The sequence below is a fragment of the Streptomyces sp. WAC00040 genome, assembly GCF_056835925.1.
Genome location: NZ_JAKQZE010000003.1, coordinates 129537 through 152921 on the forward strand (window position 1 = coordinate 129537; position 23385 = coordinate 152921).

General features: G+C 69.4%; 20 protein-coding genes and 1 pseudogene. 9 read left to right on the forward strand and 12 right to left on the reverse strand.

Going from position 1 to position 23385, the window contains the following annotated elements:
- The first annotated feature begins 26 nt into the window (after positions 1-26).
- Positions 27-443, forward strand: a complete 417-nt coding sequence (locus tag MDN94_RS26040; RefSeq protein ID WP_482728334.1) for a DUF2795 domain-containing protein — start codon at positions 27-29, stop codon at positions 441-443.
- A gap of 327 nt (positions 444-770) precedes the next feature.
- Here MDN94_RS26040 and MDN94_RS26045 read toward each other — a convergent pair whose 3' ends face one another.
- A complete protein-coding gene (locus MDN94_RS26045; protein WP_482728335.1) occupies positions 771-1652 on the reverse strand; it encodes a hypothetical protein in 882 nt (293 codons plus the stop codon).
- Between the two features lie 484 nt (positions 1653-2136).
- Positions 2137-2793, reverse strand: coding sequence for a hypothetical protein (locus tag MDN94_RS26050; protein ID WP_482728336.1), 657 nt, complete (start codon positions 2791-2793; stop codon positions 2137-2139).
- Between the two features lie 497 nt (positions 2794-3290).
- Here MDN94_RS26050 and MDN94_RS26055 point away from each other — a divergent pair, with 497 nt between their 5' ends.
- Positions 3291-4163, forward strand: a complete 873-nt coding sequence (locus tag MDN94_RS26055) for a hypothetical protein (RefSeq protein ID WP_482728337.1) — start codon at positions 3291-3293, stop codon at positions 4161-4163.
- A gap of 307 nt (positions 4164-4470) precedes the next feature.
- On the opposite strand, the gene MDN94_RS26060 is transcribed toward MDN94_RS26055, so the two are convergent.
- On the reverse strand, positions 4471-5130 hold the full coding sequence (locus MDN94_RS26060; protein WP_482728338.1) for a nucleoside/nucleotide kinase family protein: 660 nt from the start codon (positions 5128-5130) through the stop codon (positions 4471-4473).
- Between the two features lie 474 nt (positions 5131-5604).
- Here MDN94_RS26060 and MDN94_RS26065 point away from each other — a divergent pair, with 474 nt between their 5' ends.
- A complete protein-coding gene (locus tag MDN94_RS26065) occupies positions 5605-6864 on the forward strand; it encodes an ABC transporter substrate-binding protein (RefSeq protein ID WP_482728339.1) in 1260 nt (419 codons plus the stop codon).
- 30 nt (positions 6865-6894) lie between these two features.
- On the opposite strand, the gene MDN94_RS26070 is transcribed toward MDN94_RS26065, so the two are convergent.
- From MDN94_RS26070 to MDN94_RS26105, 8 genes and pseudogenes are all read right to left on the reverse strand, one after another.
- Complete coding sequence (locus tag MDN94_RS26070) at positions 6895-7635, reverse strand: ABC transporter ATP-binding protein (protein ID WP_482728340.1); 741 nt, start codon at positions 7633-7635, stop codon at positions 6895-6897.
- 4 nt (positions 7636-7639) lie between these two features.
- Entirely contained in the window at positions 7640-8599 is a 960-nt protein-coding gene (locus MDN94_RS26075) for an ABC transporter ATP-binding protein (RefSeq protein ID WP_482728341.1), read from the reverse strand.
- Entirely contained in the window at positions 8589-9581 is a 993-nt protein-coding gene (locus MDN94_RS26080; protein ID WP_482728342.1) for a branched-chain amino acid ABC transporter permease, read from the reverse strand. The genes MDN94_RS26075 and MDN94_RS26080 overlap by 11 nt, the downstream gene beginning before the upstream one ends.
- A gap of 13 nt (positions 9582-9594) precedes the next feature.
- Entirely contained in the window at positions 9595-10593 is a 999-nt protein-coding gene (locus tag MDN94_RS26085) for a branched-chain amino acid ABC transporter permease (protein ID WP_482728343.1), read from the reverse strand.
- 378 nt (positions 10594-10971) lie between these two features.
- The gene (locus MDN94_RS26090; RefSeq protein ID WP_482728344.1) at positions 10972-12132 is read right to left on the reverse strand and encodes an alkaline phosphatase PhoX; all 1161 of its coding nucleotides are present in this window, start codon (positions 12130-12132) and stop codon (positions 10972-10974) included.
- A gap of 376 nt (positions 12133-12508) precedes the next feature.
- A complete protein-coding gene (locus MDN94_RS26095) occupies positions 12509-13096 on the reverse strand; it encodes a YceI family protein (protein WP_482728345.1) in 588 nt (195 codons plus the stop codon).
- 97 nt (positions 13097-13193) lie between these two features.
- Positions 13194-13742 (reverse strand): annotated as a pseudogene (locus MDN94_RS26100) (transposase family protein); the annotation flags it as partial.
- 32 nt (positions 13743-13774) lie between these two features.
- Entirely contained in the window at positions 13775-14329 is a 555-nt protein-coding gene (locus MDN94_RS26105; protein WP_482728346.1) for an ABATE domain-containing protein, read from the reverse strand.
- Positions 14330-14432: 103 nt separating this feature from the next.
- Between MDN94_RS26105 and MDN94_RS26110 the strand changes: the two genes are divergently transcribed.
- From MDN94_RS26110 to MDN94_RS26120, 3 genes are all read left to right on the forward strand, one after another.
- Positions 14433-14726 carry a hypothetical protein gene (locus tag MDN94_RS26110; RefSeq protein WP_482728347.1) on the forward strand — a complete coding sequence of 98 codons (294 nt, stop codon included), beginning with the start codon at positions 14433-14435 and terminating at the stop codon, positions 14724-14726.
- Between the two features lie 26 nt (positions 14727-14752).
- Entirely contained in the window at positions 14753-15838 is a 1086-nt protein-coding gene (locus MDN94_RS26115; RefSeq protein WP_482728348.1) for a DNA alkylation repair protein, read from the forward strand.
- Positions 15839-16132: 294 nt separating this feature from the next.
- A complete protein-coding gene (locus tag MDN94_RS26120; RefSeq protein WP_482728349.1) occupies positions 16133-16744 on the forward strand; it encodes a GNAT family N-acetyltransferase in 612 nt (203 codons plus the stop codon).
- Positions 16745-16746: 2 nt separating this feature from the next.
- On the opposite strand, the gene MDN94_RS26125 is transcribed toward MDN94_RS26120, so the two are convergent.
- Positions 16747-17220, reverse strand: a complete 474-nt coding sequence (locus tag MDN94_RS26125; RefSeq protein WP_482728350.1) for a VOC family protein — start codon at positions 17218-17220, stop codon at positions 16747-16749.
- A gap of 142 nt (positions 17221-17362) precedes the next feature.
- Here MDN94_RS26125 and MDN94_RS26130 point away from each other — a divergent pair, with 142 nt between their 5' ends.
- The 3 genes from MDN94_RS26130 to MDN94_RS26140 all read left to right on the forward strand — a co-directional run bounded on the left by MDN94_RS26130 (position 17363) and on the right by MDN94_RS26140 (position 23277).
- Complete coding sequence (locus tag MDN94_RS26130; RefSeq protein ID WP_482728351.1) at positions 17363-19822, forward strand: SpoIIE family protein phosphatase; 2460 nt, start codon at positions 17363-17365, stop codon at positions 19820-19822.
- 1047 nt (positions 19823-20869) lie between these two features.
- Positions 20870-21910, forward strand: coding sequence for a terpene synthase family protein (locus tag MDN94_RS26135; RefSeq protein WP_482728352.1), 1041 nt, complete (start codon positions 20870-20872; stop codon positions 21908-21910).
- Positions 21907-23277, forward strand: a complete 1371-nt coding sequence (locus MDN94_RS26140; RefSeq protein WP_482728353.1) for a cytochrome P450 — start codon at positions 21907-21909, stop codon at positions 23275-23277. Before MDN94_RS26135 ends, MDN94_RS26140 begins: the two co-directional genes overlap by 4 nt.
- The last annotated feature ends 108 nt before the right edge of the window (positions 23278-23385 follow it).

The following is a 23385-nucleotide window of genomic DNA, read 5'->3' on the forward strand; positions in this document are numbered from 1 at the left end:
GGACGCACGAAGGAGGTGCTCCTGACATGGGGGACATCGAGCGAGGCAGCAATCCCGTCAGCCCACGCAAGGACGACGAGATGAAGCACGAACTGGAGGGCTACCTCCGGTCCGGGCAGCACACCCACGTCGAGGAGGCCAACGACCCCGAGCCCGCCGCTGACGACGACGTCCGGGTCGACGCGTCGGGACCCGTCCCGCCGCCCGGTGAGGAACGCGACCGGGCGCGCGCGGAGACCGAGGCGGAGGCCCTGCGGCTCGAACTGGCCCGTCACCTGGACCGCACGACGTTCCCTGCGGACCGCGCCGCGGTCGTCCGCGCCCTGGAGGAACGCCACGCCCCCGACCCGGTCGTGGACCGGGCCCGCGGGCTGCCGGAGGAGGGCACGTACCGCAACGCGGACGAGATCGTGAAGGCGCTGGGGAGGGCGGGGGGCGGCTGAGGCCTTCCGGGGCGGGGCCGCCGGGGGGGGCTGTTCCCCTGTGTGCCCCTTCCCGCTGTACCGATGTGCGGCTCCGCGCGTGGCGCGGGAGGCCCCAGGCCCCGTACCGCGCTCCGCGCGGGGACCTCGAACTCCCCCTAACGGTCCGGCGGCCGTGGGAAGTGCCCCAGGCGGCTCCAGCCCGCCGCCGTTTGAGGCGCGGGGGCACGGGGGTCCGGGGGCAGAGCCCCCGAAACACCGCGCGGAGCGCGGTGACAGGTCCGGGCGGAGCCCGGTTCCGGGAAGGGACCGGGCGGGGGAAACAGCTCCGCGGCGGCGCCGCCACCGTCACGACCCCCCACCCAGCCGCTCCGCCACCGTCGCCGCCCTGTCCGCGCGGCGCCGTGCGGACAGGGCCGCCCGGGACGCACGCGAGGCCTCGTCACGCGCGTCCCGAACCCCGCGTTCGGCGCGACGCTGCTGCTCCCTCGCCTCGTCCAGCTCTTGGGCCAGAGCCGCCACCCGCTCACTGATCCCATCCAGCACCGCCTGTGACCGATCGAGCGCCGCCGACGCCTCCTCGCGTGCCTGCTCGCGTTCGCCGGCCTGCCGCTCGGCAACCTCCGCCTCCTGCCGGGCGTGGTCCAGCTTCTCCCGGCGGCGACGGGCCCCGGCGTCCTCCGCCGGCTCCGGCGAGGGCCCCGGCCGGGGTTCCGCGCGGGCCGGCCGCACCGTCGCCCCCGCGCTCGCCTCCAACCCGGTGAAGCCGACCGGCGCGTTCAGCGGCCGGTCGAGATGCCCGGCGGCCCACTGCCGTGCGGCCTCCGGGTCGGCCAGCACCGCGTGCAGAGTGGCTTCGATCTCGTGGAACGCGGCCTCGCCGACCGAGTGTCCTTCCTCCGCAGCCAACTGCCGCGCCTCTCGGGCCAGCGCCCCGACCAGGAGGTGCTGCTGCCTGCCGAGCTCGCGCAACTGCTCGCCGTCGAGGTTCCTGTGGGCCTCGCGGAGACCCTCGCCGAGGCTGATCAGCGGCCGGACCTTGTCCGGCTCCTTGCGGACGAGCATGTTTCCGGCCCAGGCCGACACGGTCGGCCTGCGCAGTGCCCGGATCCGTTCGGCCAGTTCGCGGTCACCGGCCCGACGGGCCTCGGCCGCTCGCTGGTTGCGGACCGCGGTGAATTCGTGGGGACGCAGCGCGTAGAGCTCGTCGAGGGTGCTTTCCAGGTCCACCGTGCTCCTTACGGTCCCGACCACGCCTACACCGTGCCGTTACCCAGGATCCCACTCGGTCCCCGCCGTGCCGGTCGGTGGGTGCGGGCCGCGGGGCACTGGTCCCCGGCCTGCTCGTGCGGGGGAACGGTGCGGTCTGTGTCACCCGGCGGTCCGAGCAGCGCCCACGCCGTGCCGTCCCGTGAGAACGGCGGTCCGGCACCCGCTCCTCATATACCCCTGACCTTCGGTCGCCTCAGCCGCTTTCTCCCAGGAAAAGCGCCTCTCAGCTGGTATTTTGCCAAGCGACTCCAGCCGTCGAGGCCGACCACAACTGATGGACGGCGCGTCCGTCCGGCCAGTCCTGGCGGGCCTGGTAGAAGCGGAGACCGTAAGAGTCCGGCGGGGATCGTGAGGTGGGGCTTGTTGAGGTGGGGCTTGTAGCGTGCAGGTGGTGCTCGGACGGAGGTGTGACGGTCTCAGCCCGAGTGCCTTCCCACTCCACCTACTCCGTTGCATGACCGCCGCGGGCGTGTGACAGGTGGTTCCGTCGGCACCGCGTTCCATGATTGCCGAGCCCGTGGAAGCCGGAGTGCATCAGGGCCGGACCCATGGAGCGGGCCCGTTGCCACATCCCGTACACCTGCTGTTCGGCACGCTGCTGTTCGCCGTGGAGGGCGTTGAGGATCACCAGGCCGCCGGTCAGAGCCGGGACCGCCCACTGCATTCGCTCCAACTGTCGCTGGGCCTTGTCGGTGTCGATGGGGTGGCGGGAGGCCTTCTCGGTGTCTTCGGGGTCGTCGGACGAGGCCAGCTCGATCTTCTTGCCCAGGGCGCGGCTGTAAGCGGTGGCGGCCAGCGCCGCACCGGTCAGCACCGTCTTGGCCAGTGTGGAGACCGCCACCCCCTGCTGGCCCGCGACCCGGGGAGCGTTCACGGCCAGCAGCCCGCTACCGCCGACCAGATGTGCCCCGATCGCCACGGCGTTGACCGGCACCCACTTTGCCCAGCCCACGCTGGCGAACCGTGCCCCCTGCCGCCCCTGGCCCACCTCCGATGAGGCCGCCCCGTTCAACCCGACCGCTCCCATCAGAGAACCGCCGAACCACGCGGCCAGGCCCAGATCGTGCAGACTGCGGACGACGGTATTGCGTTGCAACATCATGTGGCTCCCTCACACAGCACCAAGCACCGGCGGTCGACCGGCGCTCGCACCACCGTCGCCGCCCACCGCAGCACGCGCACCCCGGCAGATACGAACGGACCAATCCCACAGCGAGAGCACGTGCAATCAGGCGCGAGACTCCGCCTCGCCGGGCGCGCCATTCTTGGCGGCTGTCCACAGATGCCCCAGGGGCCGGACGTTGAAGACGAGCAAAGCCCCGGGCGGGATGGTGATGGCCGGCCAGGGCTTTGCTCAGCGCTCCGATGGGAGCGCCTGACTCAACGCTGCCACCTTGTCAGCCGACAACTCCGGCTCGAGACGTGCCCCGCAGACCATCAACGGGCCCGCATGCAGGCGAACGAGGACACACCGCGCGACATCCGGACGCTTGGCGGAGCGGCGGGTTACGTATCGGATTTACGCACCCCTGTCACCGTGTCCTGGGCATAGGCTGCACGGTGCAGCCGGTGCGAGGGCTGGAAGAGGGGGAGCCGGTGCCCAGCGGAAATGCCTTACGTCTTCATGTCTGCGCGGCTGCTGTGGCGGTGGTCGCGCTCGTGGGAACCGGCTGCTCGGGCGGCGGGGTTGACGGCGTCTCCGCCGCGGAGCCCTCCCCGAGCAGCACGGGCAGCGCCACCGGCATCGCCGGCGCCACGCCCGCGAGTTCACCCACCCCGCTGTACCCGACCAACGCCGCGGGGTGCCACCCCAACGAGGACTGGTCCCGGGAGGAAACGCTGAGCTGGGTGCGGTTGGAGACCCTCACTCCCGACGACATCACCTCCGACGGGAACGAGGTCACGATCCGCAAGAGCAGCGAGGGCTTCGATGGCCCCCTGTGCAAGCCGGTCAGCGTCCAGGTGGAGGTCCGGAAGCTCACCTACGCCTCTGCCGACGGACGGGAAGCGGCCCGCGATCGCACGAAGCCCAGGCCCGACTACTACTTCTCCATGCAGTCCGTGAAGCGGTCGGAAGTACGTGTCGACGGGACCGAGGAGAAAGTGGTCCCGCTGCCCGGGAAGCTGTACGCCGCGGACCGCAGCGTGTGCGTCGGCGCCCTGATCGCCGTGTACGTCGGCAAGCCGCTCACCGCCAAGGAGCTGCCCGAGGAGATCGACATCGGCGGCAGCGCCTCGGATGTCGGTACCGCCTTCGGTGACAACATCGAGTTCCGGACCGAGCGGGTGGCTGTCGAAGACCTGTCGCAACCGGCGGCTCCGCACGTGTGCAGCCCCGAGGGCGAACCCACGGCTGATCCGACGGACGTCCCCGATCCTGCCGCGCCGGGCCTCCCCGATCCGCGCTACCCGACGGATCGGCCCTCCTTGGACATCGACGACATCCTCCGTCCGAGCCCGAGCTTCTGAACCTGCGGTGCCCAAGGCCGGCGCTCAGCCGTCGTGGTGATACACCGATCCGCACTCGGCTACCTCGCACGAGCCGAGTTCGAACAACAACTGATCACGTCACGTACGCCGTCACCGTCGCCTGAAACCCGGTGTCCCGCCGCTGACGCGGGATGTGGTGGTCCGGCACGACCCGGACGCTTCCTTCGCGGACATCGTGAAGGTGTCTGCGGTCTTGCGATGGGCCCCGTGTCGCAGTGCAGGACGTCGAGGATGCCCGATCGTGCGGGGAGGTTGGCGGCGGCGGTGGCGCACGCGGGCCGCAGGTCTACAACGACTGGGTGACGACGAAGTCGGCGCGGTTGCGGCCACGGGCGACCAGCCGGGCGTTGGGCTCGTCGGATTCGTGGACCCAGCGCTCGGCGAAGGACCGCTGCTTGCCGAAGCGCACATGCCGGTCGACCAGGCGGCTCAGGCGTACGGCGTCGTCGATCTCCAGGTACCAGACCTCGTCGAGCAGGGGGCGGACCTGTGCCCAGGGGCCTTCGTCGTGGAGGAGGTAGTTGCCCTCGGTGATGACGAGGGGGACCTCGGGGGCGACCGGGATGCTGCCGGCCACCGCTTCTTCCCGGGTGCGGTCGAAGGCGGGGGCGTAGACCGGCGCGTCCGGGGCGGGAGCGCGCAGCCGGGCGAGCAGGGCGGCGTACCCGGCGGGGTCGAAGGTGTCCGGCGCGCCCTTGCGCTCCGCGCGGCCGAGGCGCTTGAGCTCGGCCTGGGCGAGGTGGAAGCCGTCCATGGGGAGGAGGACGGCGAGTCCGTCGAGCCCGTCGACGAGATGGGCGGCGAGGGTCGACTTTCCGGCGCCCGGGGCTCCCGCGATGCCCAGGACGGTGCGGCGGCCCGGGAGGGCGAGGTCACGGGCCCGGTACAGGAGGTGCGGTGGAAACTGTGGGCGTGGCGGGGGCAGGGGCGCATGCATGGTGCGCATTGTTTCATCGCGTCGAGCCCTCCGACGCCTCGGCTTCGAGCTGGTCGAGCACGCCGAACGCGGGGGCGGCCGCCGCTCGTCAGCGGCCCGCCCGCGGGAAGGCGCGGGCTCAGCACTGCCGCCGGCCCCCGCCGGGGACGAGGTCCAGCGCGTGAGCGTGGGCGCGCGCAGACGACGGCCGGGTGGGCTTCCTGCACCCGCAGCACTTCGCGGGCGGCCATGCCCGGAGGTCGAGTGACCGGCATCGGAGCTCTCGCGGAGCACTTCGGTTTCACGCCCCACCTCGTCCGCGCGGCGTTCCTCACGGGGGCCGGGGCCGGGCTCTGCCCGGCAGCGTCCGGACCCACGCACGTTCTCTGCATTTCAGGCATTCCGGGATCCCAAACATGACCCGGGCGTTCTACCCTCATTACAGAAGGCGGGCGGAAGGCCGGCCTGTCGACCGCCGCCAGCCTCTGGTGAGAGGAGGCGGACATGAAGACGCCTGTGCGGCGGTCCGCAATTTTCACGAGCGCAGCCGTCCTTCTCGTCACGGCCTGCGGCGCGGCAACCAGTGCGGAATCCGCAGCTCCGGCCCGTGACGAGGACGGAGTGCTCAAGATCGGCTACGTCCTGCCGGAGACGGGACAGCTGGCCTTTCTCGGGCCGCCGATGATCCAGTCGACGAGGCTCGCGATAGAGACGATCAACAACGCCGGTGGAGTCCTGGGCGAGCCGATCCCAGCCCTGGTTTCCGGTGACGAGGCAGGCCAGGAGGCCGTGGCGGCACAGGCAGCCGATCGGGTACTGGCCGGCGGAGTGGACGCGATCATTGGTGCCGCGGCGTCCGGGATGTCGCTGGCGATCATCGACAGGATCACCGGTGAGGGCATCGTCCAGTGCTCCGGGTCGAACACCGCACCCACCTTCACCGATTACGAGGACGACGGGTTCTACTTCCGTACGGCGCCGAGCGACGCCCTGCAAGGGCCGGTCCTGGCGAAGACCATCAAGGGCGACGGCCATGATCGGGTGGCTCTGGTGGCACGAGCCGACGACTACGGACGCGGCCTGCTGGACTCCACGAGGAAGGCACTGGAGGACAGCGGCGTGACCGTGACGGTCGCCGAGACGTACGACACGAAGGCCACGAACTACGACCAGGTCGTGCAGCAGGTCAAGAACTCGGATCCGGATGCCGCCGTGGTGATCGCTTTCGAGGAGGGCACACAGATCCTTCAGGGCATGATCGAGGCCGGACTCGGGCCCCAGCAGATCGGTGTGTACGGCACCGACGGGCTGCGCAGTGAGGAACTGCCTGCCCTCGTCGCCCCCGGCAAGCCCGCCACCCTCGCCGGGATGAAGGGGACAGCTCCGGCATCGGCGTCCAACCCGCAGTACGTGAAGACGCTGAAGGAGTTCGCGCCCGACCTGAAGGAGCTGCAGTTCGCGCCACAGACGTTCGACTGCGTGACGACCATCGCGCTCGCCGCGGAGGCCGCTGGGTCGGACGACCCCGGCACGTTCGTCGAGGAGATGAACGCCGTCACCAAGGACGGCGACAAGTGCACGTCGTTCGCCGCCTGCAAGGAGCTGCTGGCGGACGGCAAGAACATCGACTACGACGGCGTGAGCGGTCCACTCGACTTCACCGACGCCGGTGAACCTGGCGAGGCGACGATCGAGGTGTACACGTACAACGAGAAGGGGCAGCTGAAGACCGTGAGCACCGAGGTGAGCAAGGGTCAGGAGTGAGGGAGGAGACCGGAGCGAGGAAACCCGAGTTCAGCGGACGCGGGCGAGAGTGCCGAGGTACAACTCGATCACCTTCTCGTCGTGCAGCAGATCCATACCGGCGCCCGTGTGGGCGTTGCGCCCCTGGTCCAGGACGTAGCCTCGGGCGCAGATCTGCAGGCACCTGCGGGCGTTCTGCTCGACCATGAGCACGGCGACGCCCGCGCCGTTGATCTCCTTCACCCGGGCGAACACCTGGTCCTGGAAGAGGGGGGACAGTCCCGCCGACGGCTCGTCGAGCAGCAGCACCTGCGGCTCCATCATCAGCGCGCGTGCCATCGCGAGCATCTGCCTCTCGCCGCCGGACATCGAGCCGGCCTTCTGTTTCCGGCGAGCGGCCAGGACGGGGAACAGCTCCTCGACCGCGGCGGACCGCTCGGCGTAAGCCTTCGGCCGCAGATACATACCCATCCGCAGGTTCTCCTCGACGGTGAGCTCGGGGAAGACGTTCTGCAACTGCGGTACGTATCCGACGCCGCGGCGGACCATCTCGTGCGCGGGCCGATTGGTGACCTCCTCACCGTGCAGCCGCACCGTCCCCCCGCGGATGCGCAGCAGGCCGAACACGGCCTTGGCCAGGGTGGACTTGCCGGCTCCGTTGGGGCCGATCACACCGACGAGTTCTCCCGGCCGCACCTCGATGCTGCAGCCGCGGAGCACATCGGCGCCCGGCACATACCCGGCGACGATCGTGTCCGCCACCAGCACAGGCCCTTCTCCGTTCTCGGGCATGGGGTCACGCCTCCTCGCCCATCGCTTCGGGTTCGTCGTGCCGCTTGCCGAGGTAGGCGTCCACGACGGCACGATTCCGGCCGATCGTGTACGGCGGGCCCTCGGCCACGAGGCGGCCCCCGGCCATGACGGCCACCCAGTCGCTGATGCCCATCACCACGTCCATGTCGTGCTCGACGAAGCACACGGTCAGACCCTCGTCTCGCAGCGCGGTGATGTGACCGAGCAGGGACTGGGTCAGCGCGGGGTTCACCCCTGCCATGGGCTCGTCCAACATGAGCATGACCGGACGGGTCATCAGCGCCCGGGCCAGTTCGAGCAGCTTGCGCTGGCCACCGGAGAGGGTGCCCGCGTGGTCGTCGCGCAGCTTGGTGAGCCGGAAGCGTTCCAGCAACTCGTCGGCCCTGTCCGTGATCTCCCGCTCCTGTCCGCGCCACAGGGGCGGCAGCAGCGCGGGCAGCAGCCGCTCGCCGCGCTGTGCGGTCGCCCCGAGCAGCATGTTCTCCAGCACGGTGAGCCGGGCGATGGTCCGGGTGAGCTGGAACGTACGGACCAGGCCGTACCGGGCGATCCGGTGCGCCGGGCGCCCGGCGAGCGGCTGTCCGTCGAACGACCACTCACCGCCGTCGGCCCGGTCGAAGCCGCTCACCACGTTGAACAGAGTGGTCTTTCCTGCGCCGTTGGGCCCGATGAGGGCCGTGATGGTGCCGCGCTGCACCTCCAGGTGATCGACCTGTACGGCGACGAGGCCACCGAAGGTGCGGGTCACCTGATCGAGGACGAGCAGCGGATCGGGCTTTCCCACACCGGGCTCGGGCGCGGGCAGACCGGGCTGGGGCGCGGGCACACCGGGCTCGGGCGCGGGCACACCGGGCTCGGGCGCGGGCACACCGGGCTCGGGCGCGGGCACACCGGGCTCGGGCGCGGGCGTGCCGTCGGACGGGCGCTGCGGATCAACGGCCACTGAGCAACATCTCCTTCCGGCTGCCGAGAATGCCCTGCGGTCTGAACGCCACGAGCAGGATCAGGGCGAGCCCGACCAGGGCGAAGCGGACGGCGCCGATCTCCGAGGTGTTGATGAGCTCCGAGGAGATGACTCCGCTGTCGATGGCCTGCCGCAGCGCGCTGTCGAGGAAGGTCAGCACGAACCAGAAGAGGATCGAGCCGATGACGGGACCGAGGATCCGCCCGGCACCGCCCAGCACGAGCAGCGTGTAGAGGAAGAAGGTGACGGCCGGGTCGAAGCTGTCCGCGCTCACCGACTGCACCTGGATGGCCTGGAGCATGCCGGCGACCCCGCCGAGCACACCGCCCAGCACCAGGCTCGTCATCTTGTATGCGTACACGTTCTTGCCGAGGCTGCGTACGGCGGTCTCGTCGTCGCGGATGGACCGGATGACGCGCCCCCACGGGCTGTGCACCAGCAGGGCGAGCAGAATCCCGACGACCACAACGAGCCCCCAGGCGACGATCAGCACCCACATGTCCCGGGCGCTGAACTCGACCAGCCACACGCCGTACGAACCCCGGGGGACGGGGTTCAGGTCGTAGAAGTCCTTGGCGAACCGCTGGAGCCCGAACACGCCGCCGGTGGTCGGCTCGGCCCAGCTGGAGCGGTAGAACAGCCGGAGCGTCTCCCCCGCGGCGATCGTGGTGATGGCGAGATAGTCGGCGCGCAGCCGCAGGGTGGGCAGGCCGAGCAGCAGGGCAAGCACGATCGCGGAGGCCAGTCCGACCAGAACGCCGAGCCACATGGAGGCGCCCCAGGTCGACACGGTGATCGCGAGCCCGTAACCGCCGACGAGCATGAAACCGACCTGGCCGAAGTTCAGCAGTCCGGTGTAGCCGAAGTGCAGGTTCAGGCCCATGGCGGCGAGTGCGTAGATGGCGGCGATGGGGCCGAGCCCGGAGCGCAGGGCGTCGGAGAGGATGACCTCGAAGTCCATGGCAGACCGCCCCTCATCCGATCCGCTCGCGCTGGCCGAGGATGCCCTGCGGCCGGACGAGCAGGACGATGATGAGCGCGAGCAGCGCCCATGCGTACTGCAGGTCGGCCGGGAACCACAGTGTGGACATCTGGGCGACGATGCCGATGACGAGGCTGCCCACCATCGCGCCGTACGCGGAGCCGAGACCGCCGAGAATGACACCGGCGAACATCAGCAGCAGCAGCTTGAAGCCCATGTCCCAGGTGACGATCTCGACGAGTCCGAAGAAGACGCCGCCGAGAGCGGCGAGCCCGCCGCCGATCATCCAGACGACGAGGACGACCCGCTGGACGTCGATGCCCGAGGCCTCGGCGAGGTCGCGGTTGGCGGAGACGGCGCGGATGGCCGTGCCGATGCGGGTCTTCTGCAGCAGTGCGGCGACGCCGAGCAGCACCGCCACGGAGAGCAGGGTGACGGTGAGGTCCCGTGGGGTGATGCCGGCCGGGCCGAGGTCGAGCGCGTTCTGGATGTCGTACTGCACGAAGGAGCCGGGGCGGGTTCCGTACAGCACGAGCACGATGTGGCGCAGCAGCAACGACAGGCCGATGGTGACGATGAACATGTTGATCAAGCCGGTGCCGCGGGCCCGCAACGGCCGCCAGAGCCCCAGGTCGATGGCCGCGCCGAGCAGCGCTCCGAAGGCCACGGCGACGATCGCCGCGGGAATCAGATGCCAGCCGGGACCGGACGCGGAGGCGTTCAGGAAGAACGCGAAGGTGGCGCCGATCGTCACGAGCTCGCCGTGAGCGAAGTTGATCAGGTGGATCGTGCCGAAGATCAGGGACAGGCCGACCGCGGTGATGGCGATGATCACCCCGAACTGGATGCCGTCGATGAGCGCCTGCAGGGCCCGGGCAGCGAACGTCGGGCCGCGCGGGACCTCCTCGCCCTGTGCTGACACGGTGCCCACAGGCACCATCACCAGGAACCACAGGACGAGTGCCGGTACGAACACCCGCTGATAGCGCATGACAGACCTGGTGAGTGACAACCAACCCTGTTACTCAGTGTAAGTGTCGTTCAGGGTGATGGCGCGGCGTCGCGGGCCTGAAACTCTCGCGCGGCTTGGGCGAGCGCTACGGCCGCTCACCGGCCCAGTCGGTCGGGCACCCGCGCGTCGTGCAGGCATCCGTAACCGCGGCACGACAGTGAAGTCGCCGGCAGGGCAGAGGCGTCACTGGCCTGCTCCCTCCGGCACGCCGGGTTTGCGGGAGGCGGTCCTGATGGACGCTGCGCCATGGCAACGCCGTCCTGCGCACGCGCGCGCCACTGCAACGCCGACCTGCACGCCCTCGCGCCACTGCGACGCCGCCCTGCTGAGGAGCGGCGCCGCAGTGGAGCCCGTGGGCTACGCCCGGAACGGTCCGGTCACCTCGTAGGTAATGCCTCCGGAGGAGGAGCCGCTGGTGCCGCGCTGGCTGGAGAAGTACAGCCGCTGGCCGTTCGGCGAGAAGGCCGGGCCGCAGATCTCGGAGCTGGACTGCCCGGCGATGCGCAGGAAGGGTGCGACGACATCGTCCGGCGTGATGATGCAGATCTCCATGTTGCCGCCGTCCTCGGCGACGAACAGATCGCCGGAGGAGGCTCCAGTGACGTTGTCGACGCCGGTGAGCGGCGCTCCGCCGCCGACGACCAGCGAGTCGTCATAGGCCAGCTCGTAGGTGTTGTTGGTGAGGTTGAGTTGCCACAGGCGATTGTCGCCCTTGGTGGTGAACCAGACGTTGTCGCCGGCGTAATGACAGCCCTCACCGCCGTTGAATCGCTTGACGCCCGAGACCTGGTTGCGGGTCGCGGTGGGGGAACCGTCCGGGTCGGGCACCGTCCCCCAAGTGAACGATCCGGAGGTGCCGGTGCCGGCTTTCAGCACTTGGAGGGTGCCCGAGGACAGGTTGCCCCAGGTGGTGGGGACGAACCGGTAGAGGCAGCCGTCCGACGCGTCCTCCGTCAGGTAGATCACCTTGCGCACCGGGTCCGCGGCGGCCGCCTCGTGGTTGAACCGCCCCATCGCGTCACGGCGGACGGCGGCGTTCACGCCCCACGGGTCCGTCTCGTAGACGTAGCCGGTGCTGACCTCCTCGCAGGACAGCCAGGTGTTCCATGGCGTGGCCCCGCCGGCGCAATTGCGGTTGGTGTTGGACAGGATCCGGTACGCGCCGGTCACGGTGCCGGACGAGTTGAACTTGACCGCGCTCGCGCCGCCGGTGGTGGAGATCTCGGAGTTGGAGACGTAGATCCAGCCGGTGCCGTCGGCGAAGCACGCGCCGCCGTCTGGGGCACTGTGCCACTTGTATGTCGTGGAGCCGACGTTCTGGCCGGAGCGGGCAATGACTCTGCTGGTGAACCCGCTGGGCAGCTGAATGCCGTTGGCGTCGGCCGAACCGAGTGCCCCGTAGGGGCCAGGGCCCGGCTGGGCGGGGGCGGCGTACGCGGCACCCTGCATCAGGGTGCCTGCGAAGGCGGCGGCGGAGGTGCCGATAACGGCACCGCGCAGGAATGTACGACGTTCCACGGTCACTCCATCGGGTGGAGGGGCCCCGCAGCCGACGAGCGGCGGGGTCGCGCGGTTCCGGAACCTACGAGTGCCGAATTGCTGTGACATCAACAGTCAGTGACATGCGGCGGTCCAGTACGGGCCTTCCTGGCGGGTAACAACCCTCACTCCTCACAGACCTCGATCCCCCCGCCGGGCACGCCCGGGACGCCACCGCACCAGGGCCGGCGCCCCGGCGGGAACCGCACGCCACTTCGCCGCCGCTCCAGGCGAGCGAGAGGCCACCGACAGCCCTGCGCGACAGCCAAGCCTCAGTCATCGCCGTGTACTTCTTGGCGTAACCGCCGGATGCGCTTTTCGTGCTCGCCTTCGCCACGCGGCCCGCCCGCAGCGCCTACCGCAGCGATTGCCCGCCTCCGGTTGCCGGATTCGGTTGCGTCATTTCGAACTCGATCCGGACCTCGTCGGCCAACCGCAACGCACCCAGGAACGCGCTGTACGGCTTGATTCCCCAAGCGGATTGCGTGACGGTCGCCCAGCCGTGCAGCGGCATGTCGCCGGCTCCGTGAACCGTCACCGGATGTGTCCGGCCCTTGATGGTGAGGTCCCCGGTGATCTCGAAGGACTGAGGCGTTCCCGCGATACGGGTGGAACTGAAAGTGATCACCGGATGCCGGGCGGTGTGCAACAGGGCCTCGCTCGCCAACGTGCGCTTGATCTCGGCCCGATCGGCATCGGTGAGGGGCTTCAGCCCGCCCCTCCCCTCCCGCACGTCCAACGAACCCGTCTCGACCGTCACGGTCACCGACGACTTCTCAGGATCGCCGAGGACAACCATCGCGTCCCCGGACCATCGAGTGGCCTCGATCGTGAGGTCGTGTCCCGCCTTGCGGCCGAGGCCGGTCCGGCTGGTCTTGATCAGCAGGCGGCCGGTCGACGGTCCGAGGCGGTGGTTTCCGTCCGTCAGTATCACATCACTCACTGTACGTGACAGGTGCCGGCCAGGCTTTCGAGGCAGCCCTTCCGGCGCGTCCCGCGTTCACGCATCGAGCGCGCCGTGGGCGCCCGGCCGCTTGCTGGGTCTCGCGTTTGTCGGCCTTGGCTCCGGTCAGGGCGAAGGCGACGGGCAGGCCCTGGATGGTGCACACCATGTGCAGGCGCACCCAGCGGAAGCGGCTGCGGCTGCGGCTGCGGCTGCGGCTGGCGCAGTACCCGTACTCAGCCCATCCGGCAAGGTCAAAGCGCCTGACGGTCTCGCGTGAACGGCCGCATTCCACCGGCGTGGAGTGCACGACCCACACTTCGCGCTCCGCACGGAGGTGTCGTTGGCCAGCAGCCGGGTGACGCGCCGATGCAGTCCGGCGCTCTTGCGCAGCCGCTTGTTGCAGCCGGGCTGCTTGGGCAAGTACGGGAAGAGATGCCGCAGGTGGGAGAGGGCGCGGAGCCACCGGGCTCGGAGGTGAAGCCGAGCATGGCCTGCATCATCGCGAGCGTGACCAGTTCGGCGTCGGGAGCTTCGGAGCGATCCCCACGGCCGGCCGCCACGGAGCAAGCTGCGGCGCACCCTGCAGCAGGTCGTCCGTCTCCGCCTGGAGTGCGAGCGCGAGGGAGTCCAGGTCTTGTGTCACAACAGCACCTGATTTCGGGTTCCCTTGTCCCATCAGCTGGGGGTTCCCGTTTCTCGTGACTGGCGCCGGGTGGACCTGGCCCGGTTGCCGCATCCGAGGGAACACCATGCCTGATCACGGCGCCTGGCCAGGAAGAACATGCCGCAACTGGGGGCGTTGCAGCGCCGCACCCGCTGACGGTCCGGACCCGCGGCCAGGACGAGCGTCTCGCGGGCGACGACGGCGTCGGCGCCGCCACCCTGTTCCTGTTGTGCCAGCACGCCGTCGCCGGTCACCCGGAAGACGACGGGGGCGGACGAGGCCAGTTCGTTCAGGCGGCTCCGCAGGCTGTCGGTGAGCGGCCGCTGTCCGGCTGTCGCGTCCAGCGCGTCGCGGACCAACCCACGCAGCCGCTCCAACTCCTCCAAGGAGAGGGCGGCCAATCTGCGGTCGGCGGCGCGGGCGCGCCATCGCCTGGTGAGTTCCCGATCGGCGAGGAAGTCGACGTCGCCGCGCCCCGGGCCTGCACCGACGACGACGGTGTTGGCCAGGTCGAGGACCGGGTCCTCGCCGATCCACGGCATTTCCTGCAGGTCCCGGATGGTCATGCCCTCAATCTACTGGATTCAGCTCAGCGAACCCGTGATAACGTGGGCTCACGGATTTGATCCAGTAAATCCGTGAGTTACGTGATCGACGAAGGGTGATGCCATGAGTGCAACCATCGAGTACGTCAGGTTCGACACCGACGACCTCGCCGGCCTCACCGCCCACCGAGAGCGGCTCGTCGAACTACTGAAGGAGCTCTACGGCGACGGCTTTCAGGGCGCCCACCTCGCCAAGTTCGACGACGGCACCGTCCTGGACTTCATCATCTGGTCGTCCGCCGCCGTCGCCGAGCGCGCGGCCAAGGAAATGCCGACCGACCCCCGGGCACAGGGCTTCTTCAGCCGAATCGGGACAGTGCACGAGATGCGGCACGCTCAGGTACTGCACACCGCATAGCCCTCGCGATCAAGGAGAATGACGCTGTGCCCTCGGCTGACGAACTACTCAGCGCGGACACCGTCGCCGACCTCGCCCGATGCCTTACGCGAGCCGGTGACGGGACCACGGCGCATGAGACCCGGGGATGCGGCGCCGTCCTGGACGGGCTGAGCTTCACCGAGCGTGTCGCCGTGATCAGAAATGCCCTCCTGGCTGATCTTCCGGGGGACTATGCGGCCTTCGCGCGCGTCCTGCGCTCCGCCCTGCGGGACAGCGAGTTCACCGGATGGATGATCTTCCCCGTCACCGAGGCCGTCGCCGTACGAGGCCTGGACGCCTTCGAACCGGCGCTCTCCCTGCTGGCAGACCTCACCCCGCGCCTGACCTCGGAGAACGCCGTACGGCCCTTCCTCCGGGCCGACCTGGAACGCGCGCTCCGGGTCATGACGCCGTGGACCTCGCATCCCGACCTCCACGTCCGACGGCTGGCCAGTGAGGGCACGCGGCCACGACTGCCCTGGGCGCCCCGGCTTCCGGAGCTGATCGCGGATCCGACACCCACACTGCACCTGCTCGACGCGCTGTACCGGGATGACTCCGAGTACGTCCGCAGATCAGTGGCCAACCACCTCAACGACATCAGTCGTGACCATCCCGACATCGCCGCTGGTGTGGCGGCTCGCTGGCTGAGCGACCCTGCGCCGACGACGACCCGCTTGGTACGGCACGGCCTGCGGACCCTGATCAAGTCCGGCCACGCCGGTGCCCTCACGCTGCTCGGTCACTTCCCGGACAGTCCCGTCGCAGTCGAGGGCCCGCACGTCCACGCCTCAGAGATCCGGGTCGGCGACTATCTGCTGTTCGACTACTCGGTGACCAACACTCACGATCAGACCGCTCACCTCGTCGTCGACTACGTCGTCCTCCACATGAAAGCCAACGGGACGCGTACCCCCAAGGTCTTCAAACTCACTACGCGGTCCCTGGCTCCCGGCGAGACGTGGCGCGCGACACGCAGACACTCCTTCAAGCAGATCAGCACGCGGCGCTACCACCCTGGTGTCCATCTGGTGCAGCTCCAGGTCAACGGCCGATGCCACGGGGAAGCCTCGTTCATGCTGCACTGCTGAGGGCAACCGCATCGGTGGCGTATCCGTCATCGCGCCGCCACCCCAATGGGGCTTCGGCCACCAGAAACGGGAATCGCGCAGGTATCCCTTGGAATTGATCATCCAGGTGGCCGAACGCCGCCGACCGTCGCGGAGCCGTTCTGCGAGCCGAGGGGCTGGATCGGACCCACCGGTCGAACCAGGATCGGCGCTTGCGTTCGAGCCTCGCCGCGCGGCGCCCTCGGTCGGCCCCACCGTCCGTCGCCTCCTCGCGAGTCCGCCACGGCACACCGCGTCCATGCCATGATCGGCTTCATGTCCTTCCTGTCCGCCCCGGCGGCCTGGCCCGCCGCGCTCGCCACCGCACGACTTGCCCTGCGCCCGGTCGAGCGGGCGGACGTGCCGGTGATCAGCCGCCTGTGGACGGACCCCGAGGTCCGCCGCCACCTCGGCGGGCCGGTGGACAGCAACGTCGTACGCATCCGCGAGCGGAGGTGCGTCGGCGCACCCGGCGTCTTCGCGGTGGTACGGCAGTCGGACGAGGCGGTCGTCGGCCTCGTGTCGGTGACCGCCGGGGCCAGGGACGGCAGGACCGAGGTGTCGTACCAGCTCCTGCCCGAGCACTGGGGCCGCGGTTACGCCCGTGAGGCCGTCGCCGCCGCCGTCTCCTGGGTCCAGGACGGCGTCCCGCCCGGGTCACCCGGTGTGGTCGCGCTGACCCAGGAGGCCAACCACCGGTCGCGGCGGCTGCTCGAGGGGCTGGGCGCCACCCTGGTGGACAGCTTCGTCGAATGGGACGAGGCGCAGGTGCTGTACGCGTTCCCGTCGGCGCCGGCACGCCGGACGGCGGCCCGCCGTCACGCGGTCGGCGGCGAGGCACCGGCACGGGGCGGCCGGCCCGGATGCGCCGGGCCGGCCGCGCCCTGAGGTCATGCCTGGTCGGCGGCGGCGTACAGCGCCGCCACGTCGAGCTTCTTCATGCCCAGCATGGCCTTCATCGCCCGCTGTGCCCGCGCCTCGTCCTCGTCCGTGAGGAGCTCCTCCAGAGCGACCGGGACGACCTGCCAGGACAGACCGTACTTGTCCTTCAGCCAGCCGCACGGGCCCTCCTGACCGCCCTCGCCCAGCTTCTCCCAGTAGTAGTCGACCTCCTCCTGGTCCGCGCAGTTGATCAGCAGGGAGATCGCCTCACTGAAGGTGAAGTCCGGGCCGCCGTTGATCGCGGTGTAGTCCTGGCCGTCGAGGGAGAAATCCACGGTCAGCACGCTCCCGGCCGGCCGCGGACCGGCCTCGCCGTAGTACAAGATGTGCTTGATCTGCGAATTCGGGAAGACGGAGACGTAGAACTCGGCTGCTTCCTTGCCCTGGGTGTCGAACCAGAGATTCGGGGTGATGCGCGGCATGGGGTGCTCCTGACATGGTCCGTTGCGGAAGTTCGCACTGTCCCTTCCGCACTGTGCCTTCGGTACTGTCTCTTCACCGACCGCCGCGCCGCCCGGAATTCATCGCTCGCGTCCCCGTAGGACCGGGCGGAGGATAGGAGCGATGACAGGACCCGTGACCCGGATCAGTGAGAGCCCGGAGGACCCGTACTCGCACGGTCGAGCCGCCTCCGTGGTGCTGGACCGCCACGGCCTGGTGATCGGCTGGAGCCAACGTGCCCGCACGCTGGTCGGCTGGTCCGCCGAGGAGGTGCTCGGCCGTCCGGCGGTGGAGGTCCTGGTCGACCCCGACGACCACGCGGAGGTCCTCGAAGCCGGCGCTGCCTGCGTCCGGCGGCGCGGCTGGTTCGGGACCGTCCCCGTCAGGACCCGTGAGGGCCGCAGGGTCGGCTTCGGGATCCGGGCCCGTCAGGTGATCCGGGCGGAAGGCCGCCGCGAGTGGTACCTGGTGGCCGCGCCGGCCGAGGAGGTGGTGCAGTGGGAGATCGACCGGTCCGTGATGGACGGGCTGTTCCGCAGGTCCCCGATCGGTCTGGCCGTGCACGACACGGACCTGAACATCCTGCGGATCAACCGGGCCATCGCACGCATCGGCGGCGTCACCCCCGAGGAGGCGCGCGGTCACCGGATCGGTGAATTCCTCGTCGAGGCGGACGCCCGGATCGTGGAGGCGGGGCTGCGGAAGGTGCTGGAGACCGGCAGCCCGATGATCTTCACCGAGCAGCCGTGCCGCATGGCGGTGAACCCCGGCAGGGAGCGGTTCGTCTCGGTGTCCGCGTTCCGTGTGGAGGACGCGGCCGGCAGGGTGCTGGGCGTGACGGACCTTGTCGAGGACGTCACCGACCGCCACCGGGCGCGTCGCCGACTTGCTCTGCTCACCGAGACCGGCGCCAGCGTCGGCACCACCCTGGACGTGGAGACGACCGCGCAGGAGCTCGTCCGGGCGGCGGTTCCCGAACTGGCCGACTGTGTGTCGGTCGACCTGCTCGAATCGGTCAGCCGCGGTGAGGAACCCGTCGAGGACGGAGGCGCCGGGCCGGTGCGCAGGACCGCGTCCCTGACCGTTACCGCGGAGACGGAGCGGCTGCTGTTCCGGGTGGGGACTGTCAACACGTTCCCCGAGGACACGCCGCAGGGCAGGTGCCTGTCCACCGGGCTGCCTGTGCTCGAGCCCTCCATCGAGGTGTCCGACAACGCCAGGGCTCTCGGGCAGGGTGAGGTGCCGCCGGGCACCATGCACTCGTTGATGGTGGTGCCGCTGAAGGCACGCGGGCTCGTCCTCGGTTTCGTCAGTCTGTGGCGGTCGCAGCTGCCGGAGCCGTTCGAGGAGGACGACCTCACCCTGGCGGGCGAGCTCGCCGCCCGGGCCGCGCTCTCCCTCGACAACGCCCGCCGTTTCACCCAACAGCACCGTGCCGCGCTGGCGCTGCAACGCCGCCTTCTGCCCCGTGAACTGCCCGTCCATCCGGCCGTCGTCGTCGCCCACCGCTACATGCCGGCGGGCGGCGCCACGGGGGTCGGCGGCGACTGGTTCGACGTCATCCCGCTGTCCGGTGCCAGGGTCGCCCTGGTGGTGGGCGACGTCGTCGGGCACGGGATCAACGCCGCGGCCACCATGGGCCGCCTGCGTACGGCCGTGCACACCCTGGCCGACCTCGATCTCGACCCCGACGAGGTGCTCTCCCATCTCGACGACCTGGTGAACAGGCTGGCCGGGGAGCAGGAGCAGGACATCGAGGGCGCACCGGGCGAGCAGGTGGTCGGCGCGACGTGTCTGTACGCCGTCTACGACCCGGTGAGCAGGCGCTGCTCCGTCGCCCGTGCCGGCCATCCGCCGCCGGTGGTGGTGACGCCGGAGGGAGAGGCCGCCGTCGCCGAGCTGCCGGCCGGTCCCCCGCTCGGGCTGGGCGGGCTCCCGTTCGAGTCGGCCGAACTGACGCTGCCGGAGAACAGCGTGCTCGCCCTTTACACGAACGGGCTGGTGGAGGGCGCGTACCAGGACGTGGATGCCGGGCTGGCCGCGTTGTGCGCCGTGATCTCCGGTGCGCGCAGGCCGGTGGAGGAGATGGCGCAGGCGGTGGTCGAACGGATGCTGCCGGTGCGGCCCACCGACGATGTCGCGCTGCTGCTGGCCCGGACGCTCACCCTGGCGCCGGAGTCGGTGGCCACCTGGGTACTTCCGGCGGAGCCGACGGCGCCCGCCCGGGCCCGCCGGCTCACGGCGGACCAGCTGGCGGCGTGGGGACTCGAGGCCATGGCCTTCGCCACGGAGCTGATCGTCAGCGAGCTGGTCACCAACGCCTACCGCTACGCGGGCGGCGGACCGCTGACGCTGCGCCTCATCCACCATCAGCGGCTGATCTGCGAGGTCTCCGACACGAGCAGCACCTCGCCGCATCTGCGGCGGGCCCGGAGCACCGACGAGGGTGGGCGGGGGCTGCTTCTCGTCGCGCAGCTCACGGCGCGCTGGGGCACCCGGCACTCGCGGGACGGCAAGACGGTCTGGACGGAGCAGAACTTTCCTTCGCTGCCCGGCGAAACGGACGGCGCCCCGCCCGTGTAGCGGCCCGTACGCCCGCGGAGACGTTCTGGCGGGGACGGCCTGCGACGGCGTCCGCATGGGCGAGGGGCCGGTCGATGGCCCCGGCGAAGGCGGCAATTGGCACGAATTCTTGGGTGGAGCTGATATCGAGGTCGCCGTCGGCGAGTCGGCTCAAGATTTCGGCGGCAGCGGTGGTGAAGCGGGCGCCGTAGGTGATGGCGTCGCTGCTGCAGGCTCCGATGACCCGCACATTCCGTACGGGTGTCCTGTCGGCGGCGGGCAGCGAATTCAGTGAGCTGCCGCCGGGCAAGGGCTTGTCCGGCTTCACATACATCCAGCAAGAAAAGCACCGGCCGCCTGCTGTTCTCGGTTCCCTCCGGGAGCCTGGCGACGCTGACACGGTTTCTGGTCAGCCTGCCCTCGCGGGTGGTGCTGCCGGCTGCCGATGGATACAGGACGCCGCTGCTCTTCGCCGTGTGGCCGTGGCCCCGAAAGGCACGACGAGTGACTCTTCGGGGCTACCACGATCGAGCAGACCCTCCCACGCGTGCGTGAACTCTGGCTTGGTGCATCCAGCAAGGGGGTCGCTGATTTCGGCGCCGGCCAGGCCGGAGGCAGCTCACGGGCGGCCCCCGGATACCTGACAGGAGTGTGAAGGCTTCGATTCCGCCGGCCTGATCTTCCTCACTCAGGCCATGACGATGGATCCCTCTGACCTGGTGGCCTCCGGTAAGTACCGCGCCCCCGCGCGGGTGTGGACGGCGTGTCGGACCCCTGATGCAGCAATTATGGCATTCGCATATGACTCTTCGAATAGGCCTCCGGCGATTGCCGTTGCGCCCGGGTATTCCGCGTCCGGATTATATTGACAGTATGCTCGGTTCCGCGCGTTAATTGACCACATGAGGCGCCGGATGTTCTCGCACGGGGGTGTGAATCGACCGATTTTGCGGCCGAGTGATCGTGAAGCCTGTGAACCTACCCCAGCCGAGCTTGCGATACCCGCTCGTGAACGTGAGAAGAATTTGGCGGGAAGTATCGAATTCGGATTCCTTGATGGAGAGATTTGTGACCCTTCTTGACTCCTTCACCATTCCAGATTTTCATCTCCCGTTCGAATCCTCCAAGCATCCGCAATCGGATCAGGCCAACGACGAGGCGACTTCGTGGGCGCTTCACCATGGACTGATCACCGACGCGGCGGAGCAGTTCGCCGGCATCGGTTTCGGGCACCTGTCCGGGCGGGTGTGTCATGAGGCGCGCTACCGGCACGTCGTGCTGCTTGCCGAGTGGATGGCCTGGTCGTTCGTACTCGATGACCAGCACGACCACCTCATCAGAGCAGATCGGGTGGAGGTGTGGCGTCCCCTCACCGATGCGATCACCGGGTATCTCGCCACGGGGAAGATCGAGAGCGCGCCGCAGCTGGTCCGAAATCCACTGGTGGCCGGATTCATCGACCTGTGCGACCGCATCCTGGCCGAGATGCCGTCGAGCATCCGCGAGCGCTACAGAGCACACATCCCTCTCATGCTGCGCTCCCTCGACCAAGAGGCGGTCAACCGGAACGCCGCACAGCAGCCGACGATCGACGACTACGTCCGTATGCGCCGGCACAGCTCCCAATTGCTGCCGATGATGGACATGGTGGAGGCCGGCCTGGGCATCGAGGTTCCCCCGGAGGTGTACAACAGCTCGGTGTTCCAGGAACTCCTGAGCAGTGCCCTGGACGTCATCTCATGGGGCAACGACGTCTTCTCCCTGCGGAAGGAGTTCTCCTGCGGGGACAACAACAACCTCGTCTCCCTCCTTGCGTGGTGGAACGAGTGGTCACTGCCACAGGCCGTGCTCGCCGTCCAGGAGCGCACCCGCTCGCGCGTCGAGGACTTCCTGACCGCCGCACAGGCTCTGCCCGAGGTGCTGGAGGCGCTCGCTGTGACAGACCCCTCGGTGCGTGCCGGAGTCGCGCGCTGCGTGAAGAGCTATCAGGAATGGATGATCGGCGCGGACCTCTGGCAAAGGTACGAATGCACCCGCTACAGCGATGAACGGTGGGTCTCGGGCCTCGAGTCCACGTACACCCGCCCGGATCTGGTCCAAGGAATATGAGCGGTACGACGGAGAGGTGGCGCGTGGCGCACGGCAATCCGACACGCGACGCGGCGGTGGCACCGGGGAGCCTTCCCGTCATCGGCCACGCGCTGCAGTTGTGGCGCAGGCCGATAGCGTTCCTGGAGTCGCTGCGGACGCACGGCGACATCGTGAGGGTCGACGTGGCCACCTGGCCCGTCCATGTCCTCACCAGCCCGGACCTGATCCAGACCGTACTCGTCGGTGACGCGAAGAACTTCGGGCGCGGCAGGGTCTTCGACAGGCTGCGCCCGCTGTTCGGCAACGGTCTTCCGTTGACCGACGGCGAGTTCCACCGCAAGCAGCGCCGTCTGCTGCAACCCGCGTTCCACCGCAATCACATCGCCGCCTACGCGGAGATGATGTGCCGACAGGCGGACGAGATGTCCACCTCGTGGACCGCCGGACAAGGCATCTCGGTGACGACGGAGATGCGCCGTTTCGCGCTGTCCTCGGTCGCGGCGATGATCTTCTCCGGCGACCTCGGACGGTCGGCTGTCGAGGAAGTGCACCGCTCATTCCCCATCCTCGTGGAGGGCATCCTCAGGCGAGCGATCATGCCGAAGTCGCTGGATCGGTTCCCGATCGCGATGAACCGGCGTTTCGACGCGGCCGCCGCACGGCTGCGCCGGATCATCGACGAGGTGATCGCGCGGTACGGCACCGGGGAGACGGGCCGTGACGACTTCCTGTCTCTGCTGTTGTCCACCGTGGACGCCGATACGGGCGAGACGATGAGCGACGAGCAGGTGCGGGACGAAGTGATCTCCATCTTCTTCGCAGCGACGGAGACGTCGGCCACGGTGCTGTCCTGGATCTTCCATGAACTCGCCCGCCATCCGGAGGTGGAGAAGCGCCTGCACGCCGAAGTCGACGAAGTGGTCGGCACGCGGCCCGTCCGTCCCTCCGACATCGCCCGTCTCACGTATACGACCAATGTGTTCCAGGAGGCACTTCGCCTGCATTCGCCACTGCTTTTCACCAGGCGCGCCCTGGTTCCGGTGCGGATCGGTGGCACCTCGATCCCGGCCGGAGCCGAATTGGGCTACAGCCCCTACGCGCTCCATCGGGACCCCGCACTGTTCCACGAGCCCCGGAAATTCGATCCGGATCGCTGGAGCACCGAATCGGCGGACCGGCCACGCCCTCACAGGTTCATTCCGTTCGGGGCCGGTCAGCACAAATGCATCGGGGATTCCTTCGCGGCGTCGGAGATTGTGATCGCCGTGGCGAGCGTGGCATCCCGGTGGCGGTTGGTCCACGCTCCGGGCACCACGGTGCGCGAGGTTCCCGCAGGTATCCCGCAGCCGGATGCGCTGGCCATGATTCCCCTCCCACGACACTGACGGCATACGGTCCGTGCGCCTTCGCGCCGGTCTCGCGACTCCGTGCCTGCGGCTGCGTCAGCGGAGGGTACAGGCTCGCCCACGAATGAGTGGCCGATTTCCCTGAAA